This is a genomic window from Lentzea jiangxiensis (genome assembly GCF_900104175.1).
Classification (GTDB): domain Bacteria; phylum Actinomycetota; class Actinomycetes; order Mycobacteriales; family Pseudonocardiaceae; genus Lentzea; species Lentzea jiangxiensis.
The window spans coordinates 44,771-67,778 of sequence record NZ_FNIX01000016.1 but is presented as its reverse complement, the minus strand read 5'-3'; the positions used below and the strand labels follow the sequence as shown (position 1 = coordinate 67,778).

Annotated in this window: 22 protein-coding genes; 13 read left to right on the top strand and 9 right to left on the bottom strand. The window is 70.7% G+C overall.

Going from position 1 to position 23,008, the window contains the following annotated elements; genetic code table 11:
- Positions 1 to 286: 286 nt before the first annotated feature.
- A complete protein-coding gene (locus BLQ91_RS30400; RefSeq protein ID WP_090102362.1) occupies positions 287 to 1,780 on the bottom strand; it encodes a CoA-acylating methylmalonate-semialdehyde dehydrogenase in 1,494 nt (497 codons plus the stop codon).
- Entirely contained in the window at positions 1,777 to 2,778 is a 1,002-nt protein-coding gene (locus tag BLQ91_RS30395; protein WP_090102559.1) for a LacI family DNA-binding transcriptional regulator, read from the bottom strand. The genes BLQ91_RS30400 and BLQ91_RS30395 overlap by 4 nt, the downstream gene beginning before the upstream one ends.
- Positions 2,779 to 2,912: 134 nt before the next feature.
- Between BLQ91_RS30395 and BLQ91_RS30390 the strand changes: the two genes are divergently transcribed.
- The 11 genes from BLQ91_RS30390 to BLQ91_RS30340 all read left to right on the top strand — a co-directional run bounded on the left by BLQ91_RS30390 (position 2,913) and on the right by BLQ91_RS30340 (position 14,098).
- Positions 2,913 to 3,908, top strand: a complete 996-nt coding sequence (locus tag BLQ91_RS30390; protein ID WP_090102360.1) for a Gfo/Idh/MocA family protein — start codon at positions 2,913 to 2,915, stop codon at positions 3,906 to 3,908.
- A gap of 2 nt (positions 3,909 to 3,910) precedes the next feature.
- Positions 3,911 to 4,771, top strand: coding sequence for a TIM barrel protein (locus tag BLQ91_RS30385; RefSeq protein WP_090102358.1), 861 nt, complete (start codon positions 3,911 to 3,913; stop codon positions 4,769 to 4,771).
- Between the two features lie 14 nt (positions 4,772 to 4,785).
- Positions 4,786 to 5,772, top strand: coding sequence for a sugar ABC transporter substrate-binding protein (locus BLQ91_RS30380; protein WP_090102356.1), 987 nt, complete (start codon positions 4,786 to 4,788; stop codon positions 5,770 to 5,772).
- Between the two features lie 15 nt (positions 5,773 to 5,787).
- Complete coding sequence (locus BLQ91_RS30375) at positions 5,788 to 6,837, top strand: ABC transporter permease (protein ID WP_090102354.1); 1,050 nt, start codon at positions 5,788 to 5,790, stop codon at positions 6,835 to 6,837.
- A complete protein-coding gene (locus tag BLQ91_RS30370; RefSeq protein ID WP_090102352.1) occupies positions 6,834 to 7,604 on the top strand; it encodes an ATP-binding cassette domain-containing protein in 771 nt (256 codons plus the stop codon). Before BLQ91_RS30375 ends, BLQ91_RS30370 begins: the two co-directional genes overlap by 4 nt.
- Complete coding sequence (gene iolC / locus BLQ91_RS30365) at positions 7,601 to 8,533, top strand: 5-dehydro-2-deoxygluconokinase (RefSeq protein ID WP_090102350.1); 933 nt, start codon at positions 7,601 to 7,603, stop codon at positions 8,531 to 8,533. The genes BLQ91_RS30370 and iolC overlap by 4 nt, the downstream gene beginning before the upstream one ends.
- Positions 8,530 to 9,435: a Cgl0159 family (beta/alpha)8-fold protein gene (locus tag BLQ91_RS30360; protein ID WP_090102348.1), complete on the top strand. Its 906-nt coding sequence runs from the start codon at positions 8,530 to 8,532 to the stop codon at positions 9,433 to 9,435. The genes iolC and BLQ91_RS30360 overlap by 4 nt, the downstream gene beginning before the upstream one ends.
- Positions 9,432 to 10,319, top strand: coding sequence for a 5-deoxy-glucuronate isomerase (iolB, locus tag BLQ91_RS30355; protein ID WP_090102346.1), 888 nt, complete (start codon positions 9,432 to 9,434; stop codon positions 10,317 to 10,319). Before BLQ91_RS30360 ends, iolB begins: the two co-directional genes overlap by 4 nt.
- The gene (gene iolD / locus BLQ91_RS30350) at positions 10,316 to 12,169 is read left to right on the top strand and encodes a 3D-(3,5/4)-trihydroxycyclohexane-1,2-dione acylhydrolase (decyclizing) (protein WP_090102344.1); all 1,854 of its coding nucleotides are present in this window, start codon (positions 10,316 to 10,318) and stop codon (positions 12,167 to 12,169) included. The genes iolB and iolD overlap by 4 nt, the downstream gene beginning before the upstream one ends.
- 51 nt (positions 12,170 to 12,220) lie before the next feature.
- Positions 12,221 to 13,021, top strand: coding sequence for a pentapeptide repeat-containing protein (locus BLQ91_RS30345; protein WP_143022888.1), 801 nt, complete (start codon positions 12,221 to 12,223; stop codon positions 13,019 to 13,021).
- A gap of 81 nt (positions 13,022 to 13,102) precedes the next feature.
- Positions 13,103 to 14,098, top strand: a complete 996-nt coding sequence (locus tag BLQ91_RS30340; RefSeq protein WP_090102341.1) for an NADH:flavin oxidoreductase/NADH oxidase — start codon at positions 13,103 to 13,105, stop codon at positions 14,096 to 14,098.
- 72 nt (positions 14,099 to 14,170) lie between these two features.
- Here BLQ91_RS30340 and BLQ91_RS30335 read toward each other — a convergent pair whose 3' ends face one another.
- Positions 14,171 to 14,359: a DUF3073 domain-containing protein gene (locus BLQ91_RS30335; RefSeq protein ID WP_090102339.1), complete on the bottom strand. Its 189-nt coding sequence runs from the start codon at positions 14,357 to 14,359 to the stop codon at positions 14,171 to 14,173.
- Positions 14,360 to 14,532: 173 nt separating this feature from the next.
- On the opposite strand from BLQ91_RS30335, the gene BLQ91_RS30330 reads away from it, so the two are divergent.
- Positions 14,533 to 15,393: a DUF8083 family protein gene (locus BLQ91_RS30330; protein ID WP_090102337.1), complete on the top strand. Its 861-nt coding sequence runs from the start codon at positions 14,533 to 14,535 to the stop codon at positions 15,391 to 15,393.
- Here BLQ91_RS30330 and BLQ91_RS30325 read toward each other — a convergent pair.
- The 5 genes from BLQ91_RS30325 to BLQ91_RS30305 are packed head-to-tail and all read right to left on the bottom strand — an operon-like array spanning position 15,336 to position 19,557.
- On the bottom strand, positions 15,336 to 16,517 hold the full coding sequence (locus tag BLQ91_RS30325) for an MFS transporter (RefSeq protein ID WP_090102334.1): 1,182 nt from the start codon (positions 16,515 to 16,517) through the stop codon (positions 15,336 to 15,338). The genes BLQ91_RS30330 and BLQ91_RS30325 overlap by 58 nt on opposite strands.
- 57 nt (positions 16,518 to 16,574) lie before the next feature.
- A complete protein-coding gene (locus tag BLQ91_RS30320) occupies positions 16,575 to 17,144 on the bottom strand; it encodes an RsiG family protein (RefSeq protein ID WP_090102332.1) in 570 nt (189 codons plus the stop codon).
- 60 nt (positions 17,145 to 17,204) lie between these two features.
- On the bottom strand, positions 17,205 to 18,029 hold the full coding sequence (locus BLQ91_RS30315; protein ID WP_090102330.1) for a beta-keto acid cleavage family enzyme: 825 nt from the start codon (positions 18,027 to 18,029) through the stop codon (positions 17,205 to 17,207).
- A gap of 29 nt (positions 18,030 to 18,058) precedes the next feature.
- Complete coding sequence (gene ygfZ / locus BLQ91_RS30310) at positions 18,059 to 19,144, bottom strand: CAF17-like 4Fe-4S cluster assembly/insertion protein YgfZ (RefSeq protein WP_090102557.1); 1,086 nt, start codon at positions 19,142 to 19,144, stop codon at positions 18,059 to 18,061.
- On the bottom strand, positions 19,120 to 19,557 hold the full coding sequence (locus BLQ91_RS30305) for a Fur family transcriptional regulator (RefSeq protein ID WP_176960030.1): 438 nt from the start codon (positions 19,555 to 19,557) through the stop codon (positions 19,120 to 19,122). Before BLQ91_RS30305 ends, ygfZ begins: the two co-directional genes overlap by 25 nt.
- 27 nt (positions 19,558 to 19,584) lie before the next feature.
- On the opposite strand from BLQ91_RS30305, the gene BLQ91_RS30300 reads away from it, so the two are divergent.
- The gene (locus BLQ91_RS30300; RefSeq protein ID WP_090102328.1) at positions 19,585 to 20,427 is read left to right on the top strand and encodes an aminodeoxychorismate lyase; all 843 of its coding nucleotides are present in this window, start codon (positions 19,585 to 19,587) and stop codon (positions 20,425 to 20,427) included.
- Between the two features lies 1 nt (position 20,428).
- Here the strand turns inward: BLQ91_RS30300 and BLQ91_RS30295 are convergent, their stop codons facing one another.
- On the bottom strand, positions 20,429 to 22,966 hold the full coding sequence (locus tag BLQ91_RS30295) for a glycosyl hydrolase family 18 protein (RefSeq protein WP_090102326.1): 2,538 nt from the start codon (positions 22,964 to 22,966) through the stop codon (positions 20,429 to 20,431).
- Positions 22,967 to 23,008 lie beyond the last annotated feature (42 nt).

The following is a 23,008-nucleotide window of genomic DNA, read 5'->3' as shown; positions in this document are numbered from 1 at the left end:
GTTCCTCTCCCTTTCCCGCGACATTTGTAACGGGCAGCGGCTTGCCCGCGAGAAAGAGGGGAGTTGTTCGGCTGTGAACGCGGATACTACCTGTGTGTCCAGCGTCTTTGTCGAGCCGATGATCGCGCACTGCTATTCCATGATCGGCGAACCGTGGAAATTTTCAGCAGGACAATCGTTCGCTTAGTTCGTCGGTCCAGATCAGCGAGTTGTTCGCTCTTCGATTGGTTCGTACCAGGTACGACAACGGCCGCCTCGCAGCGAGACGGCCGTTGCTCCGAACGGATCAGCCGTGCGTCGGGAAGCCCAGGTTCACGCCGTGCTGCTGCGGCCACCGCGCCGTCACGGCCTTGGCGCGCGTGTAGAACCGCACGCCCTCGGCCCCGTGCACGTGCGTGTCGCCGAACAGCGAGTCCTTCCACCCGCCGAACGAGTAGTAGGCCATCGGGACGGGGATCGGCACGTTGATCCCGACCATGCCGACGTGCACCCGCCGCTGGAACTCGCGCGCGGCGAGCCCGTCCCCGGTGTAGATCGCGGTGCCGTTGCCGTACGGGTTGGCGTTCACCAGCTCCAGGGCGTCCTCGAACGTCTCGGCGCGCACGACCGAGAGCACCGGTCCGAAGATCTCGTCGGTGTAGATCGTCATCTCGGGCGTGACGTGGTCGAACAACGTCGGCGCCAGCCAGAAGCCGTCCTCGTGGCCCTCCGGCGCGTGACCCCGTCCGTCGACGACCAGGGACGCGCCCGCGGCCTCGCCCGCGTCCACGTAGGACCGCACGCGGTCCCGGTGCGCCCCGGTGACCAGCGGCCCCATCTGCGCCGAGGGGTCGGTGCCGGGCAGCACGGACGGGTGCAGCTCGCGGGTCCGTTCCGCGATCTTCGCGACCAGCTCGTCCCCGGCCGGTCCCACGGCCACGACCACGGAGATCGCCATGCACCGTTCGCCGGCGGAGCCGTACCCCGCGGAAACGGCGGCGTCGGCGGCCACGTCGAGGTCGGCGTCGGGCAGGACGACCATGTGGTTCTTCGCGCCACCGAGGGCCTGCACGCGCTTGCCGGCCGCGGTGCCGCGCGAGTACACGTGCCGCGCGATCGGGGTGGAGCCGACGAACGACGCCGCGGCGACGTCCGGGTGGTCGAGCAGGGCGTTGACCGCGAAGGCGTCGCCTTGGAGCACGTTGAGCACGCCGTCGGGCAGCCCGGCCTCCTGGAACAGCTCGGCCAGCCGCACCGACGCGGACGGGTCGCGCTCCGAAGGCTTCAGCACGAACGTGTTCCCGCAGGCGATGGCGACGGGAAACATCCACATCGGCACCATCACCGGGAAGTTGAACGGCGTGACGCCCGCGACGACACCCAGCGGCTGCCGCAGCGAGTAGGCGTCGACCCCGCGCGAGACCTGCTCGGAGTGCTCGCCCTTGAGCAGCTGCGGGATGCCGCACGCGAACTCGACGACCTCCAGGCCGCGCTGCACCTCACCGGCCGCGTCCGAGAGCACCTTGCCGTGCTCGGACGTGATGATCGCGGCGAGCTCGTCGCGGTGGGTGTGCAGGAGGTGGCGGTACTCGAAGAGGATCCGCGACCGCGTCGACAGCGACGACTCCGACCACGACCGGGCCGCCTTCAGCGAGGACGAGACGGCGAGGTCGACGTCGGCCTGCTCGGCGAGCACGACCCGCGCGGCGACCGCCCCGGTGGCTGGGTCGAAGACGTCGGAGGTCCGGGACGACACCCCGGTGGTGCGGGCGCCGTCGATCCAGTGGGGGATGGTGCTCAACGCGGTCCTCCTGGGGGAGCTGTCGTGGTCCGGACGACGAGAGAGGGGTTCAGCAGATGGCGCACGGGTTCGGTGCGGCCGTCGCGAACCCGTTGCAGCAGCGCGGAAGCAGCCAGCCGCCCGAACTCGGCACGGGGCTGGTCGATCGTGGTCAGCGAGACGTGGCGCAGGGCGGCCAGCGACGTGTTGTCGTACCCCACGACGGAGACGTCGGCGGGCACGCGCAGCCCGGCGTCCTCCAAGGCCGAGATGGCGCCGACGGCGTTGAAGTCGTTGCAGGACAGGATGGCCGTGGGCAGGGCGTCGTCCTCGATCAACCCGCGGATCGCCCGCGCGCCCGCCGCATCGGTGTACTCGGACGACACGACCCGGGGCACGAGCCCGTGCGACTCCATGGCGGCGACGTACCCACGCCGGCGCGGCCCGGCCTGAGACCCCTCACCGCCGTCCAGGTGAGCGATGTGCTTGTGGCCCAACGACACCAGGTGGTCGACGGCAAGGCGAGCGCCCGTCTCGCCGTCGTCGTTCACCGTATCCACAGTGGACACCCGTGACGACCGCGCGACCAGCACGACGGGCAGTTGCTCGGCCGCCTTGCCGATGGCGGTCGCCGGCACGACGGGCGACAGCAGCACCAGCCCGGCGGGCCGGAAGGACAGCAACGACTCCAGGGCCCGGCGTTCGCGGGCGGGCGAGCGCCCACCGGTGTTGATGATGATGTCGAACCCCTGCTCGCGGGCCACCTCGTCGATGCCGTCCACGACCTCGGCGAAGAACGCGTTGTGCAGGTCGGACACCATCACGCCGAGGACGGTCGACGTGCGCGAGGCCAGCGACCTCGCCATGGCGTGCGGGGAGTACCCCAGCTCCTCCGCGGCCTTCAGCACAGCGGTGCGTCGCAGCTCGCTCACCTTGGGTGAGCCGCGCATCACCAGTGACACCAGTGCGCGCGACACCCCCGCGCGCAGGGCGACGTCTTCCATCGTCGGCCTGACCACCGGCAACACCTCCCCCTCACGTCACGGGCAGGAAACGCACCCTTGACACCCGTGTGACGCAAGCTACAGCATTAGAGCGCTCCAACCAATAGAGCGCTCTAACACATCGGGCTCATGAACAGGGGAAACCTGCGATGCGGATCGGAGTAGCGGGTGTCGGCAGGATCGGCACCATGCACGCGACCAACCTCGCCGCACTGGACGGGGTCGACGAGGTGCTCCTCTTCGACCCGGTGCCCGGTCGCGCAGCGCAGGCGTCGGCGGAGCTCGCCGGGACCAAGGCGGTCGACGACCTGGACGCGCTGCTGGGCGACGTCGACGGCGTCCTGCTGGCCACCCCGACGAACACCCACCCCGAGATGCTGCGCGCGGCCGTCGCCAGGGGCGTTCCCACGCTGTGCGAGAAGCCGATCGCGAGCGACGTCGCCGAGATGACGGCTCTGGTCGAGGACGTCGAGAAGTCCGGTGTCGAGGTGCTGGTGGGCTTCCAGCGCCGCTTCGACCCGGCGATCCACGAGCTGCACCGCCGCATCCGCGCGGGCGAGGTCGGGGACGTCTACCTGGTCAGGGCCATCGGCAACGACGCCAACCCGCCCGACTTCTCCTACCTCCCGGCCTCGGGCGGCATCTTCCGCGACCTGCTGATCCACGACCTCGACTGCGTGCCGTGGCTGGTCGGCGAGCCGGTCGTCGAGGTCTACGCGAGCGGCTCGGTCCTGGTGCACCAGGCGTTCGCGGACGCCGACGACGTCGACAACGCCGTCGTGCTGCTGAAGTTCGCGGGCGGCGCGCACGCCACGCTGGCCGGCGGGCGGCACGACCCGGTCGGCTACGACCACCGCATCGAGGTCATGGGCAGCAGGGACTCGCTCGTCGCGGGCGTCGACCCGCGCACCCCGCTGAACTCGCTCGAACCCGGTGGTCACGTGGCCGGCGCGGACGCCTACCCCGGCTTCCCGGAGCGCTTCCACCGCGCGTACGTCAACGAGATGAACCTGTTCACGCAGGTCATCAGGGGCGAGGTCGCGAATCCGTCCCCGGCGCGAGAGAGTTTGATCAGCCTTCGCCTGGCAGAAGCTTGTGAGCAGTCGCGCCGCAGCGGCGCACCGGTGAGGATCGAGGGGAACTAGGCATGGCGAAGATCGCTGGGGCACCGATCTCCTGGGGCGTGTGCGAGGTACCGGGCTGGGGCGACGTGCTCCCGTCCGAGACGGTGCTGGGCGAGATGCGCTCCCTGGGCCTCACCGCCACGGAGCTCGGCCCGCCCGACTACCTGCCCGCGGACCCCGAAGCCTTGAAGGCGTTGCTGAGCGGGCACGAGCTGGCGCTGGTCGGCGGCTTCCTCGCCGTCACCCTGCACACCGACGTCCGGTCCACCCTGGACGAAGCCGCTCGCGTGGCCGCGATCCTGCGGGCCGGTGGCGGCGAGGTCCTCGTCCTCGCCGCCGCGACCGGTCTGGACGGCTACGACGAGACGCCGAAGCTCACCGACGACGAGTGGAAGACCCTCGTCGACACCTGCGCGAAGATCCGCGAGATCGCCGCGGAGCACGGTCTGCGCACCGTGCTGCACCCGCACGTGGGCACCCACGTCGAGCGGGAGGCGGAGGTCGAGCGGTTCCTCGCGGACTCCGATCTCCAGCTCTGCCTGGACACCGGCCACCTGCTCATCGGTGGCACGGACCCGGTCGAGCTGGCGCGCCGCTACCCGGACCGCGTCGGCCACGTGCACCTCAAGGACGTGCGTGGCGAGATCGCGGCGAAGGTGCGCGGCGGCGAGCTCAGTTACACCGATGCCGTGGAACGGGGCATCTACGTGCCGCTCGGGGACGGCGACGTGGACGTGGTAGCACTGGTGCGGTCCGTTCAAGAGGCGGGCTACACCGGTTGGTTCGTGCTCGAGCAGGACACCCGGCTCCAGCACGGAAGTCCGGTGGACAAGCCACTCCAGGACACCGCGCGCAGCCTTGCGCACCTCAGCAAGATCCTCTGAAGGGACTGGAGACGATGAAGTCTCGCTTGGTCATCCGCGCGGGCGTGGCGCTCGCGGGTGTTGCTCTACTCACCGCGTGCAGCGGTCCGACCGGCACCAACACGCAGAACACCGGCGGCAACAACAGCTCGCAGGCCTCGGGTGACCTGAAGGTGTCCGTCATCACGCACGGCACCGCGGGTGACGCGTTCTGGAGCGTCGTGAAGGTCGGTGCCGAGGACGCGGGCAAGCAGCTCGGCGTCGGCGTCACGTACAACTCCGACGGCGACCCCGGCGCCCAGGCCAAGCTGATCGACAACGCCGTGTCGCAGAAGGTCGGCGGCATCGTGGTGTCGATGGCGAACCCGGACGCGCTCAAGACGTCCGTCGAGAACGCGGTGAAGGCCGGCATCCCGGTCATCACGATCAACTCCGGCAGCGCGAAGAGCGCGGAGTTCGGCGCCATGGCGCACGTCGGCCAGGAGGAGACGATCGCCGGTGAGGAAGCCGGCGAGAAGCTCAAGGCCGCCGGCAAGACCAAGCTGCTCTGCGTGATCCACGAGGCCGGCAACTCGGGCCTCAACCAGCGCTGCGACGGTGCCCGCTCCGGCTTCGGCGGCGCGGTGGAGAACCTCCAGGTCGACATCTCCAACCCGACCGACATCGAGGCCCGCATCAGGGCCAAGCTGCAGTCCGACGCGTCCGTCGACGGCGTGCTGGCGCTCAACCCGCAGGTCGCCGTGAACGCGGCGTCCGCCATCAAGGGCGCGAGCTCCAAGGCGCAGGTCGCGACGTTCGACCTCAACGCCGACGTGGTCAGCGCGATCAAGGCGGGCGAGGTGCTCTTCGCCGTCGACCAGCAGCAGTACCAGCAGGGCTACCTGCCGGTCGTGATGCTCAAGCTCTTCAAGGACAACGCCAACACGCTCGGTGGTGGCAAGCCCGTCCTCACCGGACCCGGCTTCGTCGACAAGACCAACGTGGACAAGGTCGCGGAGTACGCCAAGAACGGCAAGAGGTAAGGAGGAGGCGGGGAGATGACCGTGACAGCCACAGCTCCACCGGCTGCCGACGAACGGCTGGGCAAGCCCAGGGCGCTGGACCAGCTGGTCAAGCGCCCCGAGATCGGCGCGATGCTCGGCGCACTGCTCGTGTTCCTGTTCTTCTCCGTGGTCACCGAGCAGTTCCTGAGCGTGGGCGGCGCGGCCACCTGGCTGGACGACGCCTCCATGCTCGGGATCATGGCGGTCGCGGTGGCACTGCTGATGATCGGCGGCGAGTTCGACCTGTCCGCCGGTGTCATGACCGCCTCCACGGCGCTCGTCACGGCTCTCCTCGCCACCCGGCTCGGACTGAACGTCTGGCTGTCGCTGCTGGTGTCGCTCGCCTTCGCGTTGGCGGTGGGCGCGCTCAACGGCTGGCTCGTGATGCGCACGGGCCTGCCGAGCTTCATCGTGACGCTGGGCAGCTTCCTCGCCCTGCAGGGTCTCAACCTCGGCGTCACGCGCCTGGTGACGGGCAGCGTGCAGGTGTCGGGCATGCGGGAGACGGCGGGCTACGAGTCGGCCGGGTTCCTGTTCGCCTCGACGTTCCAGATCGGCGGCACCAGCTTCTTCGTGTCGATCATCTGGTGGGTCCTGTTCACCGTCGTGGCGTCGGTCGTGCTGCTGCGCACGAGGTTCGGCAACTGGATCTTCGCGGTCGGCGGTGCGGCGCAGAACGCGCGGTCAGTCGGTGTGCCGGTGGTGCGGTCCAAGATCCTGCTGTTCATGACGACGGCGTTCGCCGCGTGGCTGGTCGGCTCGATCAACATCCTGCGGTACGCGAGCGTGCAGGCGAACCAGGGCATCGGCGAGGAGTTCAAGTACATCATCGCGGCGGTCATCGGCGGCTGCCTGCTCACCGGCGGCTTCGGCTCCGCGGTGGGCGCGGCGATCGGCGCGCTGATCTTCGGCATGGCCCGGCAGGGCATTGTCTACGCCGGCTGGAACAGCGACTGGTTCCAGCTGTTCCTCGGCGTGATGCTGCTGGCCGCCGTGCTGGTGAACAACGTGCTGCGCCGCCGAGCGGAAAGGGTCCGGCGATGACGCCACTCATCGAGGTCGAGAACATCGGCAAGACCTACGGCAGCGTCATCGCCCTGAGCGACGTGTCCACCGTGGTCAACGCCGGCGAGGTCACCTGCGTGCTCGGCGACAACGGCGCCGGCAAGTCGACCCTGATCAAGGTCCTGGCCGGGGTGCACCAGCACGACCGGGGCTCGTTCAGGGTCGAGGGCGAGGAGATCCGCTTCTCCTCACCCCGCGACGCGCTCGACCACGGCATCGCGACCGTGTACCAGGACCTCGCGGTCGTGCCGCTGATGTCGGTGTGGCGCAACTTCTTCCTGGGCTCGGAACCGACGACGAAGTTCGGTTTCCTGGACCGGCGGAAGGGGCGCGAGATCACCAGGAAGGCGTTGTCCGACATGGGCATCGACCTCCGCGACGTCGAGCAGCCCGTCGGCACCCTGTCCGGCGGCGAACGGCAGTGCGTCGCCATCGCCCGCGCCGTGCACTTCGGCGCCAAGGTGCTGATCCTCGACGAACCGACCGCCGCTCTCGGCGTGAAGCAGGCCGGTGTGGTGCTGAAGTACGTGGCCCAGGCGCGTGATCGCGGCCTCGGCGTCGTGCTGATCACCCACAACCCGCACCACGCCTACCCGGTCGCCGACCGCTTCCTGCTGCTCAAGCGGGGCCGCGCGCTGGGCAGCTACGAGAAGTCCGAGATCGGCATCGGCGAGCTGACGAAGCAGATGGCCGGCGGTGCCGAGCTCGAGGCGCTGGAGCACGAGCTGCGAGGTGTGCAGGCGTGACGTCGCTGGAAGTGCTGACCGTCGGCCGGGTCGGCGTCGACCTCTACCCGGAGCAGTCCGGCGTGCCGCTGGCGCGGGTCAGCACCTTCGCCAAGTCGCTCGGCGGCACCGCGACCAACGTCGCGGTCGCCGCCGCGCGCCTCGGCCGCCGGGCCGGGGTGCTGACGAAGGTCGGCCCGGACGGCTTCGGCACCTACGTCCGCGAGGCGCTGGAGGGCTTCGGCGTCTCGTCGGAGCACGTCGGCACCTCACCGGACCTGCTGACGCCGGTGGTGTTCTGCGAGCTGAACCCGCCCGCGGACCCGCCGTTGCTGTTCTACCGCCTGCCGACCGCGCCGGACCTCACCATCGGCGAGGACGACGTGCCGTGGTCGCTGGTGCGCGACGTCCCGCTGTTGTGGGTGACGGGCACGGGCGTCTCCGCCGAGCCCTCCCGGTCGTCGCAGCGGATGATGCTGGCGAGCCGTGCGAAGAACGGCCACACCGTGCTGGACCTCGACCACCGCCCTATGTTCTGGCCGGACGCGGAGACCGCGCGGGCCGAGATCGGCTGGATGCTCGACCACGTGACGGTCGCCGTGGGCAACCGCGCCGAGTGCGAGATCGCGGTCGGCACGTCCGATCCGGACCTCGCCGCCGACCGGCTGCTGGAGCGCGGGATCTCGCTGGCACTGGTCAAGAAGGGCGCCGACGGCGTCCTCGTGGCCACCCCCGACGGCCGGTGGACCGTCGAACCGAACCCCGTCGAGGTCGTCTGCGGACTCGGCGCCGGTGACGCGTTCGGCGGGTCGCTCGTGCACGGCCTGCTGTCCGGCTGGGACCCGGTGAAGATCGCCCGCTACGCAGGCGCGGCCGGCGCGATCGTGGCCTCCCGCCTCGCCTGCGCCGACGCCATGCCAGATCTGGAAGAGATCGAGGAACTCCTGTGATCACCGACGGCCAGTGGCGCGAACTGTTGTGGCGGCGGGCGGAGGACCCCGGTTCGATCAGACGCGCCTACCAGTCGCGCAAGCGGCGCCACTCGTTGCTGAACGGCAAGTCCACGCTGTTCCTGGTCGCGGCGGACCACCCGGCGCGCGGGGCCCTGGGCGTCGGCGGCGACCCGCTGGCGATGGCCGACCGCCGGTCGCTGCTGTCCCGCCTGCTGACGGCGCTGGCGAACCCCGACGTGGACGGTGTGCTCGGCACGCCGGACGTGATCGAGGACCTGCTGCTGCTGGACGGCCTGAACGAGCGCGTGATCATCGGCTCGATGAACCGCGGCGGTCTCGCCGGCGCGGACTGGGAGATCGACGACAGGTTCACCGCGTACGACGCGTCGTCCATCGCGACGTTCGGGCTCGACGGCGGCAAGATGCTGCTGCGCCTGGTCGACTCGGACCCCGGCACGATCCCGACGCTGGAAGGCTGCGCGCGGGCGGTCACCGAACTGGCCGAGCACGGCCTGATGGCGATGGTCGAACCGTTGCCGTACCGGCGTGACGACCACGGCAAGCTCGTGCTGGAGAAGGACTCCGCGGCTCTCTCGCGTGCCTCCGCCGTGGCCGCCGGTCTCGGCTCCACCTCCGCCTACACCTGGCTGAAGCTGCCCGCGCCGCAGGAACCCGAGGTCGTGCTGGACACCACGGCGCTGCCCGCGCTGGTGCTGGGCGGCGTGCCGTCGGCGGACCCCGCGGACGACCTGGCGTCGTGGGGCCGGTCGCTGCAGCACCCGACCGTGCGCGGCCTGGTCGTCGGCCGTGCGCTGCTCTACCCGCCGGACGGCGACGTCGCCGCCGCAGTTGCCGCCGCCGCCCAGGTCCTGCGCGCCGCGAAGGGGGTGCAGGAATGACCCTGCACCGTCCACACGGGACTCTTTCGACCCCGTCCGACGTCGTCTCGCTGACGCCGCGGGACGCGGGCTGGGCCTACACCGGCCTGCGCGTGCTGCGGATCGAGGCCGGCGGGTCGCGCACGGTCGAGACCGGTGAGTTCGAGGCGTTCGTGCTGCCGCTGGCCGGGTCGCTGTCGGTCGAGGTGGGCTCCGAGCGGTTCGAGCTGCGGGGCCGCGACTCGGTCTTCACCCGCGTGACCGACTTCGCCTACGTCCCGCGGGACGCGACCGTCGTCCTCGTCTCGGAACAGGGCTGCGAGGTCGCCCTGCCGATGGCGCGCTGCGAGAACAGGCTGACACCGAAGTACGGTCCGGCGCAGGACGTCCCGGTGGAGGTGCGCGGCTCCGGCAACGCGACCCGCCAGGTCACGAACTTCGGTGTGCCGGGCGTCTGGGACCACGCGGACAAGCTCACCGCGTGCGAGCTGATCACCCCGGACGGCAACTGGTCCTCGTACCCGCCGCACAAGCACGACTCCTCGGAGCCGTGCGAGGTGGAGAACGAGGAGGTCTACTACTTCCGCATCGCCGACCGGGACCAGGTCACGCCGTCCCGGACGGGGTTCGGCTTCCACCGCACGTACACCGGCGACGGCACGATCGACGAGGACGTGACCGTGCGGGACGGCGACGTGTTCCTGATCCCTCGCGGCTACCACGGTCCGTGCGTCGCGGCGCCGGGCTACCCCATGTACTACCTGAACGTCCTCGCCGGTCCGGGTCCCGAGCGCTCGATGGCGTTCTGCGACGACCCGGCCCACACGTGGGTCCGCGACAGCTGGGCGGCGCAGGAGCAGGACCCGCGTTGCCCGGTCACGACAGCAGAGGGGCGCGTCAAGTGAAGCTCACGACCGCGCAGGCGCTGGTCCGCTGGATGCTGGCGCAGCGGACCGAACTGCAGGACGGCACCGCGGCACCGCTGTTCCCGGGCGTGTTCGCGATCTTCGGCCACGGCAACGTCCTCGGCCTCGGCACCGCCCTGGAGGAGGTCCGCGACCGCATCCCGGTGTGGCGCGGCCAGAACGAGCAGGGCATGGCGCTGGCCGCGGTCGGCGTCGGCAAGGCCACGCACCGCCGCCAGGTCGGCGTCGCCACGTCGTCGATCGGTCCCGGCGCCCTGAACATGGTCACCGCCGCCGGCGTCGCCCACGCCAACCGCCTGCCCCTCCTCCTGCTGCCGGGCGACACCTTCACCGGCCGCGCCCCGGACCCCGTGCTGCAGCAGGTCGAGCACTTCCACGACCCGACCGCGACCGTCAACGACGCGTTCCGCGCGGTCAGCCGCTACTTCGACCGCATCACCCGCCCCGAGCAGCTGATGTCGACGTTGCCGCAGGTGGCACGGGTCCTGACCGACCCGGCCGACTGCGGCCCGGTCACCCTCGCCCTCCCGCAGGACGTCCAGGCGGAGTCCTACGACTTCCCGGACGCCCTGTTCGCCCCAGTGGTCCACCGCCCGCTGCGGCCGCGCCCGGACCTGGTCGCCCTGGCCGAGGCCGCAACCGCGATCCGGGCCGCCTCCCGCCCGTTGCTCGTCCTGGGCGGCGGCGTCCGCTACTCGGGCGCGGCGGGCCGGGCTCTCCGCTTCGCCGAGCAGCACAGGATCCCGGTCGTCGAAACGACGGCCGGTCGCACCCTCGTCCCGCACGACCACCCGCTGCACGCCGGCCCGCTCGGCATCACCGGCTCCACCTCGGCCAACGTCCTCGCGGGCGAGGCGGACCTGGTGATCGCCGTGGGCACCCGGCTGCAGGACTTCACCACGGCGTCCTGGACGGTCTTCGCGCCGGACGCGCGGATGGTCTCGCTGAACGCCGCCCGCTTCGACGCCGTGAAGCACGGTTCGTCCGCCCTGGTCGCCGACGCCGACGAGGGACTGCGCGAACTGACCGACGTGCTGGCCTCGTGGCAGGCCCCGGCCTCCTGGGCCGCCAGGGCGTCGGCGGAACGCGCGAAGTGGGACGAGCACATCACCTCGCTGCGCACACCGGGCGAGGGCCTTCCGACCTACGCGCAGGTGGTGGGCGTCGTGAACGACGTCAGCACCCCCACCGACTACGTGATGACGGCGTCCGGCGGTCTCCCGGGCGAGCTGATCGGTGGCTGGCGCGCCACCGGCGAGTCCACGATGGACGTCGAGTACGGCTTCTCCTGCATGGGCTACGAACTGGCCGGGGCCTGGGGAGCGGCGATCGTCCACACCCGGGGCGTCGTCACGACCCTGCTCGGCGACGGCTCGTACCTGATGCTGAACTCCGAGCTCTTCTCCGCGGCCTTCGCGGGCCACGGCTTCGTCGCGGTGGTCTGCGACAACGACGGCTACGCCGTGATCCACCGCCTGCAGACCGGCCAGGGCGGCTCCGGCTTCAACAACCTCTACCCCGACTGCACGTCCGCGCACGCCGAGCCGCCGCGCACGGACTTCGCCGCCCACGCCGCGGCGATGGGCTGCGCGGTGTTCGCGGTGGACTCCCTCGCCGAGCTCGAAGGCGCCTACCGCAAGGCGCGCGAGGTGGCGGTCGGCGAGAAGCGGCCGGCCGTGGTCGTGATCCGCACGCACCCGTCGTCGTGGACCGAGGCGGGGGCCTGGTGGGAGGTCGGGGTGCCGGAGGTGTCGCACCGGCCGGCCATCGCGGCCGCCCGCGACGAGGTGCTCGAGGGCAAGGCCAAACAGGTCCGCTATCTGAGCTGAACTCCAACAGCGGATACCGCCGGGAGGGGGTGGTCGCGAGGATGACCCTCCGTGAGCAAGCGGATGGTCAGGCTCGGGGCGGTCGCCCTGGTCGTGCTCGGTGTCGCCCTGATGGTGCCGACCACGCCGAGATCGACGTCACCGCTGCTCATCGGCGGTCTGCTGGTCGTCGGGGGGAGCGTGCTGGCCTGGCGCCAGGCCAGGGACGGCCAGATCATCGACCGGTACCGCCAGGCCGTCGAGCGTCTCGGCAGCGACCGGGCCGAGGTCCGGGCGGGAGGGCTCCGCGAACTGGAGCAGATCGCGAAGGACTCCGCGAGGAGCCGGTTGCTCGTCGACGTGACCCTCGGGGACTTCCTGCGCGAACGCTCTCCCTGGACCGACGCGGAGCACCCGGCGCGGCTCACCGGCGAGGTACCGGCGCCGGACGTCGCGACGGCCCTGGCGATCCTCACCGGGCTGCCCGGTGCGGCGCTGGACCTGTCCCAGGTCGACCTGCGGGGCGCTGACCTGGGGAAGCGGGAGCTCGGCGGTGCGGTGATCCGCCACGCCAACCTCGCCGGCGCCCGGCTGACCGGAACGCGCCTCGACGACTCCGTCCTTTCCGCCACGGACCTCCGCGACGCCGATCTGCGCGGGGCCTCGCTGCGCAGGGCCTCCCTGCGGGTCGCCTGCCTCGAAGGCGCGGACCTGCGTGCCGCCGATCTCACCGACGCGGACCTGCGCGGCGCCGACATGCGCGCCGTGAACCTCGACAAGGCCGTCCTGACCGGGGCTCGCGTCAACCGCGGGACGCTCTGGCCACCCGACTTCACGCCGGCCCGTGTCTCCGCGTCGCTGTTCAGTGACTGAGACAACCCGGCGGCGGGGAACAACGGCCCGGCGAAGTCCCTTGAACAACCAGTTAGGTATACGAACGTTCGAGGAGCTCCCGTGAGCCTGTTGTTCTCCCCCCTGACCCTGCGCTCGGTCACACTGCCCAACCGCATCGCGGTCAGCCCCATGTGCCAGTACTCGGTCGACGAGGAAGACGGCGTGCCGACCGACTGGCACCTCGTCCACCTGGGCTCTCGCGCGGTCGGCGGCGCCGGCCTGGTGATGGCCGAGGCCACGGCCGTCGAGCCGCGCGGACGGATCTCGCCGCAGGACACCGGCATCTGGAACGACGAGCAGGTGCGGGCCTGGAAGCCGATCACGAAGTTCATCAAGGAGCACGGCTCGGTGCCCGCGATCCAGCTCGCGCACGCCGGGCGCAAGGCGATCGGTGACTGGGTGCCGGTCGCGCCCACGACCGAGCCGTTCCCCGGCGGCAACCAGCCGGAGAAGCTCACCAACACCACGGAGATCGTCAAGGCGTTCGTCGACGGCGCGCTGCGGGCGGTCGAGGCGGGCTTCGAGGTCCTCGAGGTGCACGCGGCCCACGGCTACCTGCTGCACGAGTTCTACTCGCCGCTCACGAACGAGGGCAGCATCGAAGAACGCATCGCCCTGCCCGTCGAGGTCACCGCGGCCGTGCGCGCGGCGGTCGGCCCGGACGTGCCCGTGATCGTGCGGATCAGCGGGACCGACTGGGTCGACGACGGCTGGACGGTCGACGACAGCGTCGTGCTGGCACAGGCGCTCAAGACCGCGGGTGCGGACCTGATCGACGTGTCCAGCGGCGGCAACACCGCGCAGGCGGACATCCCGATCGGGCCCGGCTACCAGGTGCCGCTCGCCGAAGCTGTGCGACGCAAGGCAGACGTGCCCACGGGTGCGGTCGGCCTGATCACCGAGGCGGCTCAGGCCGAAAAGATCGTGACGGACGGCTCCGCCGACCTGGTCCTGCTCGCACGCGAACTGCTCCGCGACCCGTACTGGCCGCTGCACGCGGCACAGCAGTTGGGTGTGGAGGTCAGGGCGCCGAAGCAGTACGCCAGGGCGTTCTGAGACAGCCCTCAGAGTTCAAGGGTTGAGCCCCGGAAGACCGGTGGCCCAACCCTTGAACTCCGAAGGCTGAATTCAGCGACGGTAGTCGTCGTAATCGTCGTACGGGTCGTCGCGTGGCTCATCGCCACCGCCGCTCCCGTTCGGTGACCTTTCGTCACCGGACAGCTCGCGCTGAAGAGCAGCGAAGTCGGTCTCATGAGAGCTGTACTTGAGCTCCCTGGCGACCTTCGTCTGCTTGGCCTTCGCTCGGCCGCGCCCCATGGCTCGACCCCCTCGCACAGGGACGGGGGCGGCCGGGGGAACGGCGGCCCCACTCGTCTCGACAACTAGTTCCTGGTAACTACCGTACCGTGCCGATGGGGTTCCTCGCGACGCGGTAGGGGTGACACGTACCGCCAAATCCCGCGGGTGCCCCCGAGTGGAAGGATGCACAGGTGCCCAGACCGTTCGTCGCCTACCTCCGGGTGTACGAACCGTTATCGGTCTTGGGCGCACCGCTAGCGGTCAAGGTCGAAAAAGCCCTGGAAAAGGGCCCTGTCCCCCGCTCGGAGGCCGGGGACCGGGAACGGGAGCTGTGGTTGCGATCACAGTTGGGGCGAAAGCTCCTCCCGGGCGAGTCGTTCGACGTGATGACGATCAGTCCGGCCGAGGTTCCGACCTCCGAGGCCGCCAGGGTCGGCCCGGGGCCTCTCGTCTGCCCCCTCGACCTCAGGGCGCGCTCCGCCGCCGCTCTCGTGGGCTTCCTGGCCTCTTCTCCGCCGATCCTCCAGGACGCCGCCCTCGGACTTTCGCCGGAAACGGTCCGAGCGCGCGCGGCGGCCGTGATGGCCGAGCTCTCCGGGGGAGCGGTCCACGTCATCTCCACGACGTGGACGGTGCCGCTGCCGTGGTTCGCCCTCGTCGACCCCGCCCAGCGCCGCGTGGTGCTGGCGAGCGCCCAGGACGACCCGGAACGGCAGGTGTCGTGGCGCGTGGCGATGGCGGACGCGCGGCGCAGGGTGGCGAGGGCGCTCAAGATCGTGAAGAGCTCCCTGGGCGACGAGGGGCCCGCGACGGTCCTCGCCGACACCGGCCGCTGGCTCGAGCACTTCCACCCGCACTCGGCCGTCGAGCTCGACTACGGCGGCCTCGTGCAGCTGCTGGAGGACAAGGACCTGCTGGAGGACACCTCGGCGGCGGACGTGAACGCCATCGTGGACGCCCTCGAAGCCGATGACGCCGAGGAGGTCGCGCTGCGCTACGAGACGCTGCGCGAGTTCTGGGGCGAGCTGGCCCGCAGGGAACGCCACGGCTGAAGCAGCACCCGCGCGGCCACCGCGCAGGCCGCGGCCAGCAGCATCGCCGCCGGCCAACCGGCGGACACCGCGACGAAGCTCGCGACGAACGGCGTCAGCGCGGCGCTGAGGTAGTTGGCCGAGTTCTGCAGGGCGATCCCGGTGGCGCCGCGGCCCTCCGGGGCGAGCTCGCCCGCCTCGGTGACCGCGAGGCCGTTCCAGCACAGCGCGAGCACCGAGGTCGGGACGAGGACGGCGACCAGCAGCGGCAAGGGCGCCTGGTCCAGCGCCGCGACCAGCACGAACCCGCCTGCGGTGAGCACCGCGACGATCTTCAGCGGCCCGATCCGGCTGCGCGCCCGGTCCGACCACACCCCGACCGCGAGCCGTCCGGCACCGCCCAGCACCTGGGCGACGGCGAAGACCGCCGCGGCCGCCGTGACGGTCATGCCGCGGTGGTCGTGCAGGAGGGGCACCAGCAGGGCGGTGGTCGTGAACTGGGGCACCACGAGCAGTCCGCTGGCGAGCGACAGCCGCAGCAGCCGCGGGTCCCTGAGCACCAGCCCGTGCTCCGAGGTCGCCCGGACCGCGCCGGGGGGCTCGCGGACCAGCAGTGCCACGGCCAGCGCCACGAACACCGTCGCGCCCGCGAGCACGACGAACGCCGTGGGCACGCCGGCCGAGATCGCGATCCCGGGCAGCACGGCCGCGGTGAGGGCCGCGCCGAGCGGGGTCGCGGTCTGCCGCACCCCCATCGCGAGCCCGCGCGACTCGCGGCTGAACCACGACATCACCGCCCGCCCGCTGGCCGCGTTGACGCTGGCCCCGAAGAGCCCGGCGCCGAGCAGCGCGAGACCGGCGATCCAGGCGTTGCCCAGCGCCACGGCGAGCAGGCAGGCGGCGGCTCCCACGCCGCCGATGGTCATCACGAGTCGTTCGCCGCGTCGGTCCGCGACGACTCCCCACGGCACGAGAGCGACCATCGTGCCGAGGTTGACCGCACCGAGAAGAAGCCCGACCTGGGGCAATGTCAGCGAGAAGTGCTGCTGGAGCTGGGGGCTGATCGCGGGCAGTCCGAGGAAGACGGCCGCGTTGGTGCCCTGCGCCAAAGCTCCGACGGACAGCACGACCCAGCGGTACCCCATGGGGGCACGCTAGGTCCGCCGTCCAAAAAGTGGAACAACCGTCCCGTGATCTGGGAATCAGCTCTTGCGGCGGTGGTGTCCGCGCTCGGCTGCCAGCAGCTCGTCCACCGACGCGCTCCCGCGCTGGTAGCGCGAGGCGATCTCGGCGTTGAGCCTGTCGACGACGACCTGGACCTCACGCCGCCGCACCGAGACGGAGGCCTCTTCCGAGATGAACGTCTCCAGCACCTCGCCGAGGCGTTCGTCGGACAGCGAGCTCACGTCGGAGAGGTCGACGTCGGAGATGAGCGCCTCAACGTGCCGTTGATGCGCATCAGCACGAGACGGCTCATGGGTCTGGTACCGGCCGAGACCTGTCGCCGGCCCCACGGCGTTCGTGGACAGGATCGTGGCCAGTTGCTCGACCACCGCCGAACCGCCCGAGCTGCGGCGCTCCTGTTCCGCGCGCACGATGTCGATGCGCGCGTGCAACAGCCGCCGCAGGTAGGACAGATCTGTCTCTTCCTGCGCGGCCTCGTCGCGGAGTTCGCGCACCTCGACGAGCGGGCGCTGCTCGACGCCCTCCGCGTAGTCGGGGGCGAGCACCCTGTCGATTCGGCGGCGCCCGCCAGGACGCACCTCGATCACGTGTCCATCCTGCGGTAGATCCTCCTCACCCGCCAACACATCCCATGCACCAAACTTGTCTCAAATGTGCACACCCAGCAGCTTTCGCGCCTCGTCGGGCGACAGGGGAGGCCGCTGAGCGATCTTCGACAGGCCCGCGGCACGTGCCACGAGCTGTGCGTTGTCCCGCACCGGAACCCCCCGCGAGTAGCTGGTCGTGTCTTCCATACCCACTCGGAGGTGGCCACCCGCGCCCAATGCGGTGAACATCACCGGCAGCGTGGTCCGGCCGATCCCGGTGGCGGAGAACGTTGCGCCGTCCGGCAGGGCGTTCACCGCGGCGACGAGGGTCGCGGCGTCACCGGGCATGCCACCGGGGACCCCCATGACGAAGTCGACGTGCACGTGACCGCCCGCGGGCAGGCCGTGCTGGTCCAGCAGCCGCTTGAGCGACGCGAGCTGGCCGATGTCGAAGATCTCGTACTCCGGCACGATGCCGCGTTCCTGCATGCCCTTGTGCAGGGAGACGATGAACTCCCAGCGGTTCAGGAAGACGTCGTCGCCGAAGTTGACGGTGCCCATCGTGCACGACGCCGAGTCCGGAGCCGCCTCCAGCACGCGCAGCCGGTTCTCCTCGGGGTCGTGCACCGACCCGCCCGTCGACAGCTGCACGACGAGGTTCGTCTCCGACCGCAGGGCCTCGACGGTGGCCTTGAGGCGACCGAGGTCCAGCGACGGCTTGGTGTCCTCGCCGCGGATGTGGACGTGGATCATCGCCGCGCCGACCTGCTCGCAGCTCCGTGCGGTCGAGACCAGCTCTTCCAGGGTCACCGGAAGCTGCGGGACGTCGGCTTTCGCGTGTTCCGCTCCGGTGGGAGCGACAGTGATCAGCGTGCCCAGGGACATAGCTCCGGACTGTAGCGGCCCCGGCCGGTTCAGCCCCTCAGGTTGCGCACCGCTTCCCGGCCCAGCCCGGGCGTGTCCGGCGGCACCGAGTCGGGGTCGATCCGCGCCTGCACCTCGCGCTCGGGAGCACCGGCCACCAGCTCCGCCTCGATCGGCACGGACCGCTTGACCAGCGCCAACGCGACCGTGCCCAGCTCGTGGTGCTGTGCCACGGTGCCGACCCGGCCCACCACGCGGCCGTCCAGGACCACCGGGTCACCGGTCACGGGCTGGGCGTCCGCAGAACCATCCAGGTGGAGCAGGAGCATCCGCCGGGGCGGGCGTCCCACGTTGTGGACCTTCGCGACCGTCTCCTGGCCGCGGTAGCACCCCTTGGTGAGGTGCACGGCCGGATCGACCAGCCCGACCTCGTGCGGGATCGTGCGCTCGTCGGTGTCGACGCCCTGGCGCGCGCGCAGCGACTCGACCCGCAGAGCCTCGAACGCGAAGCTGCCGGCCGGGCGCGCGCCCGCGTCCGTGATGCGCTGCCACCAGTCGCCGAGCTCGGCGCGCGGGACCAGCAGGTCGACGGAGTTCTGCCCGGGCCACGACACGCGCCGCACGAACCCCTCGCCCAGGGCAGCGGCGCTCGCCGGCAGCGGGACGTCCAGCTTCTCCAGCAGCGCGGGGGTGTCCGGGCCGGTGATCGTCAGCAGCGCGAACTCGGAGGTGGCGTCGCGCGGCTCGACCTTCGACCAGAAGACCATCTTCCGCAGGTACGCCAGCAGGTCGTCGGCCTCCTCGACGTCGAGGAACACCGTGCCGCCCACGTTCGCGACGACCATGTGGTGCTCCAGGCGGCCCTGGGCGTCGAGGACCAGGGCCTCGGTGGCCTCGTCCTCGCCGAGCTGCTCGAAGTGCTGGCTCGTCAGCTGGTGCAGCCACTTGAGCCGGTCCTCGCCGGGGATCGCGATGACGCCGCGGTTCGAGCGGTCGACCACGACGACGGACCGGACGGCCGACCGCTGCTCGGCGAACGGGTCGCCGTAGTGCCAGGCGACACCGGCGTCGATGGTCTCGTCGGGCGGCGGCGGGACGGCTCCGGGGAAGGTCACTCGGTCTCCTGCGTCAGGCAGTCGCGGCACGTTCCGGACAGCGCGAGATGGCTTGCATCCAGTTCGAACCCGTCGCGCTCCCGCAATGTTCCGACCAACGGGTCGAGGAGCTCGCACGGGATCTCTTGGATCGAGCCGCACACGTGGCAGACCAGGTGCACGTGGCGGTGCTCGTCGACCGAGTAGCTCGGCGCGCCGTGGCCCAGGTGCGTGTGCCGCACGAGCCCGAGCCGGTCGAGCAGGTCGAGCGTGCGGTAGATCGTCGTGATGTTGACCGTCGGCGCCGTCTCCTGGACGCGCGCGCAGATCTGCTCCGGAGTGGCGTGCTCCAGCGCCTTGACCGCGTCCAGCACGAGCTGGCGCTGCGGCGTCATCCTCATGCCGCGGTCGTGCAGCGTTTTCCGCAGGCCTCTTGCGGTCTCCACGCCGGCCATGTTAATCGCTGCCAGTAAGCTTGGCGCATGCGCGTGCTGGCACTGCTCGACGGAACCCTCGCTGACCCCGACTCGCCGCAGATCCGCGTCGAGGACCTCGGACTCATGCGCGGTGACGGCGTGTTCGAAACGATCCTCGTGGTCGGCGGGAAGCCCCGCGAGCTCACGCCCCACCTCGACCGGCTCGACCGGTCCGCGGCCATGCTCGACATGCAGCCGCCTCCCCGCGCGGCGTTCGAGCGCGCGGTCGAGCTCGTCATCGGCAACTGGACCGGTGGCGAGGAGTTCGCCCTCAAGCTCGTCTACACCCGCGGCGTCGAGGGCGGCGACGGCACGCCCACCGGCTTCGCGCTCGGCGTGGAGATCGGCCCGAAGGTGCACAAGCAGCGCGCCGAGGGCCTGTCCGCCGTGACGCTGGACCGGGGCATCGACGCCGACCTCGCCGACCGCGCGCCGTGGCTGCTGCTGGGCGCGAAGTCGTTGTCCTACGCCATCAACATGGCCGCGCTCCGCGAGGCCGAGCGCCGTGGCGCCGCCGAGGTCATCTTCACGACCTCGGACGGCTCGGTGCTCGAGGGCCCCACCTCGACGGTGGTCCTCGTGCGCGGCAAGACCCTCGTCACGCCGCCGTCGAAGTTCGGCATCCTCCCCGGCACCACGCAGTACGCGTTGTTCCGCGCCGCCGAGCGCGCCGGCTGGACCGTGCTCGTCGAGCCGATCCAGACCAGCGAGCTCTACGACGCCGACGGCCTGTTCCTCGCGTCCAGCGTCCGCAAGATCACGCGCGTGAACGTGCTGGACGGCAAGCAGCTGCCCGACTCGTCGGCCCTGCTGGCGGAGCTGCAGGGCCTCTACGAGTCCGAGTACTGATCTACTGGCGCAGACCGGCGTCGACCGCGGCCATCAACGTGCCGCGGTCGCCCGACATCTCCCAGAACATCGCGCCCAGCAGGTTCTTCGACTTGAGCCAGGCCGTCTTGCGCTGGATCGACCAGGCGTCGTCGAAGGTCCACCACTGGTCGCCGGTGTAGCAGGACGTCGCGACGGCCACCTCGTCGTGGAAGACGGTGCAGTTCGGGACGGACGCGACGAGGTTCGCGTACCCGCGCGTGCCCGCCTCCTCGGGGAACTGGCCGGGCGCGGCGCCTCCCGCGGCCTGCCACTCGCCGTTCTTGCCGCCGCCCGCCACGTTCTGCCAGCCGCGCCCGTAGAACGCGAGCCCGAGCGTGATCTTGCGCGACGGCACCCCGGCGTCGAGGTAGGCCTGCACCGTGGACTCCACGCTGAACTTGGTCGTGTACGGGTCGTCCGGGTCGGGGTGGAGGTTGCCCTGGTGCCCGGTGCGGTTCGGCTCCCACGAGTTGTCGCTGCCCGAGCCGTGGAAGTCGTAGCCCTGGACGTTGAAGATGTCCATCGACCGCGCGACCCGCCCTAGCTCCCAGCCCGCCTCGATCTTGGCCGGGTCGGCCGGGGTAAAGGCGGTGAGCTGGTAGCGCTTGCCGGTCGTGACGCTCATCGCGTCCATCTGCCGGCGGAACTCCTCGACCAGCAGCGTGTTGTTGACCTTGTCCTGCGGGCCGAAGTGGTTGCCCGCGTGGCCCTCGGCGCCGGGCCACTCCCAGTCCAGGTCGAAGCCGTCGAAGATGCCCGCCGCGCTGCCGGGACCGCCCGCGCCGTTGTGCACGGGCAGGTTGCCCTTGAGGTAGACGTCGATGCAGGACGACACGAACTTCTTGCGCGCCGCGTCCGTGGCCGCGACGTCGGAGAAGTACTTCGAGTAGGTCCAGCCGCCGAGCGAGATCAGCACCTTCAGCTCCGGGTGCTTCGCCTTGAGCTTCTTGAGCTGGTTGTAGTTGCCGCGCAACGGTTCCCAGCCGCTGTCCGCGACGCCGTCGACGGACTGCGCCGCGCTCATCGGCCTGCTGTAGTCGGCCTCGGCGTCACCGGCCCCATCGCCCTGGTTCGGATCCTGCGGGTTCGGGCTCGTGCCCTTCGTGACGCCTTGCAGACACGTCAGGTTGACCGGGTCGATGTTGCCGAACGCGTAGTTGACGTGCGTCAGCTTCGCGGCGTCCATGTCCTTCACGAAGTACTGGCGTCCGTAGATGCCCCACTGCACGAAGTACCCGACACGGGCGTACCCGCTGACGATGTCGTTGGTGCGTTCGGTGAGCGCGTTGCTCGCCGCGGACACGTTGTCGTAGACGTCGCGTGCCTTGACCGTGAACGTGTAGCTCGTGGACGGCGCGAGACCGCTGACGACCGCCGTGGTGCCGCTGACCGTCTGCTTCACGGCCGAGCCCACGTAGACGTCGTAGTTCGCCACGCCCTTGTCGTCCGTCGACGCGGTCCACGCCAGCGTGATGCTGCCCGCGTCCTTGGCCGTCGCCCGCAGGGTGCCCGGCGCGGTCGGCGGCGTGGTGTCGTCGGCGGGGTTGTTGGTCGTGACGCCCAGCGCGGCGCTCGGGCCGCTCTGGGCTCCCTTGGTGTCCTTGGCCCGCACCGTGAACGAGTACGCGGTGCTGGGCGCCAGGCCGGTGATGATCGTGGACGTCGTCGTGGAGCTCCCGGCGAGTGCCGAGCCGTGGTAGACGTCGTAGCCCGCGATGGGCAGCGAACCGGGCGTGGAGGCGTTCCACTGCAACGTCACCGTGCGCGTGGTCTTCGTCGGTGACGTGAGACCCGTTGGGACGCCGGGAGGAGCGTCCGCGCTGCCGTCGCAGTTGGCGTTGTTGATCCGGCACGTCACCGGGTCGGCGTTCGCGCTGATGGAGAACGACGGGCTGTACGGCTCGGTGCTCGCCCCGGCGTTGACGGTCTTGTTGTAGTGGGCCGGGGTGACGGTGACCTGGTTGCCGTTCTGGGAAATCGTGCCGTGCTGGCCGTTGCTCACCGTCACGCCGTTGGGCAGCGTGAAGGAGAGCGACCAGTCGCTGACGGCGGCGGTGCCGTGGTTGCGCACGACGAACTTCGCCGCGCCCGCGGCCACGGAGTACTCGGCGGTGAGCCCAGTCGGCGCGGGTGGCGGGGTGCCGCTGCCGTCGCAGGCCATGGTGTTGATCGTGCAGGTCGCCGGGTCGGCCGCGGCGCTCAGCGTGAACGTCGGGCTGTACGGCTCGGTGGTGCGTCCGGCGGGGATGGTGTTGATGTAGAAGGCCGGAGTGAGGGTCACTCTCGTGCCGTTCTGGGTGATCGTGGCGTTCTGCGGGTTGGTGGCGGTGACACCGGCCGGGAGGTCGAACTTGATCGACCACCCGGTGAGCGCGGTCGTGCTCGCGTTGGCGACCACGAACTTGCCGCTCGTGCCGGTGCGGGAGAAGGTCGCGGTGATGCCCGTGTCGGCCTGTGCAGGGGTTGCCAGTGCGAGCAGTGCGACCAGAAGTGCCAGCAGTGCAGGGATTCGGCGCATGCGGAACTCCAGTTTGGTAGAGGTTCCGCGGCGGCCTGGTCG

What these genes read in the sequence shown, in the direction of transcription:
- BLQ91_RS30335 (WP_090102339.1), bottom strand. Translation starts at nt 14,359, where the DNA reads ATGGGGCGCGGCCGAGCGAAGGCCAAGCAGACGAAGGTCGCCAGGGAG.
- BLQ91_RS30380 (WP_090102356.1), top strand. Translation starts at nt 4,786, where the DNA reads ATGAAGTCTCGCTTGGTCATCCGCGCGGGCGTGGCGCTCGCGGGTGTT.
- BLQ91_RS30375 (WP_090102354.1), top strand. Translation starts at nt 5,788, where the DNA reads ATGACCGTGACAGCCACAGCTCCACCGGCTGCCGACGAACGGCTGGGC.
- BLQ91_RS30295 (WP_090102326.1), bottom strand. Translation starts at nt 22,966, where the DNA reads ATGCGCCGAATCCCTGCACTGCTGGCACTTCTGGTCGCACTGCTCGCA.
- BLQ91_RS30370 (WP_090102352.1), top strand. Translation starts at nt 6,834, where the DNA reads ATGACGCCACTCATCGAGGTCGAGAACATCGGCAAGACCTACGGCAGC.
- BLQ91_RS30315 (WP_090102330.1), bottom strand. Translation starts at nt 18,029, where the DNA reads ATGTCCCTGGGCACGCTGATCACTGTCGCTCCCACCGGAGCGGAACAC.
- BLQ91_RS30385 (WP_090102358.1), top strand. Translation starts at nt 3,911, where the DNA reads ATGGCGAAGATCGCTGGGGCACCGATCTCCTGGGGCGTGTGCGAGGTA.
- BLQ91_RS30325 (WP_090102334.1), bottom strand. Translation starts at nt 16,517, where the DNA reads ATGGGGTACCGCTGGGTCGTGCTGTCCGTCGGAGCTTTGGCGCAGGGC.
- BLQ91_RS30390 (WP_090102360.1), top strand. Translation starts at nt 2,913, where the DNA reads ATGCGGATCGGAGTAGCGGGTGTCGGCAGGATCGGCACCATGCACGCG.
- BLQ91_RS30305 (WP_176960030.1), bottom strand. Translation starts at nt 19,557, where the DNA reads ATGGCCGGCGTGGAGACCGCAAGAGGCCTGCGGAAAACGCTGCACGAC.
- BLQ91_RS30300 (WP_090102328.1), top strand. Translation starts at nt 19,585, where the DNA reads ATGCGCGTGCTGGCACTGCTCGACGGAACCCTCGCTGACCCCGACTCG.
- iolB (WP_090102346.1), top strand. Translation starts at nt 9,432, where the DNA reads ATGACCCTGCACCGTCCACACGGGACTCTTTCGACCCCGTCCGACGTC.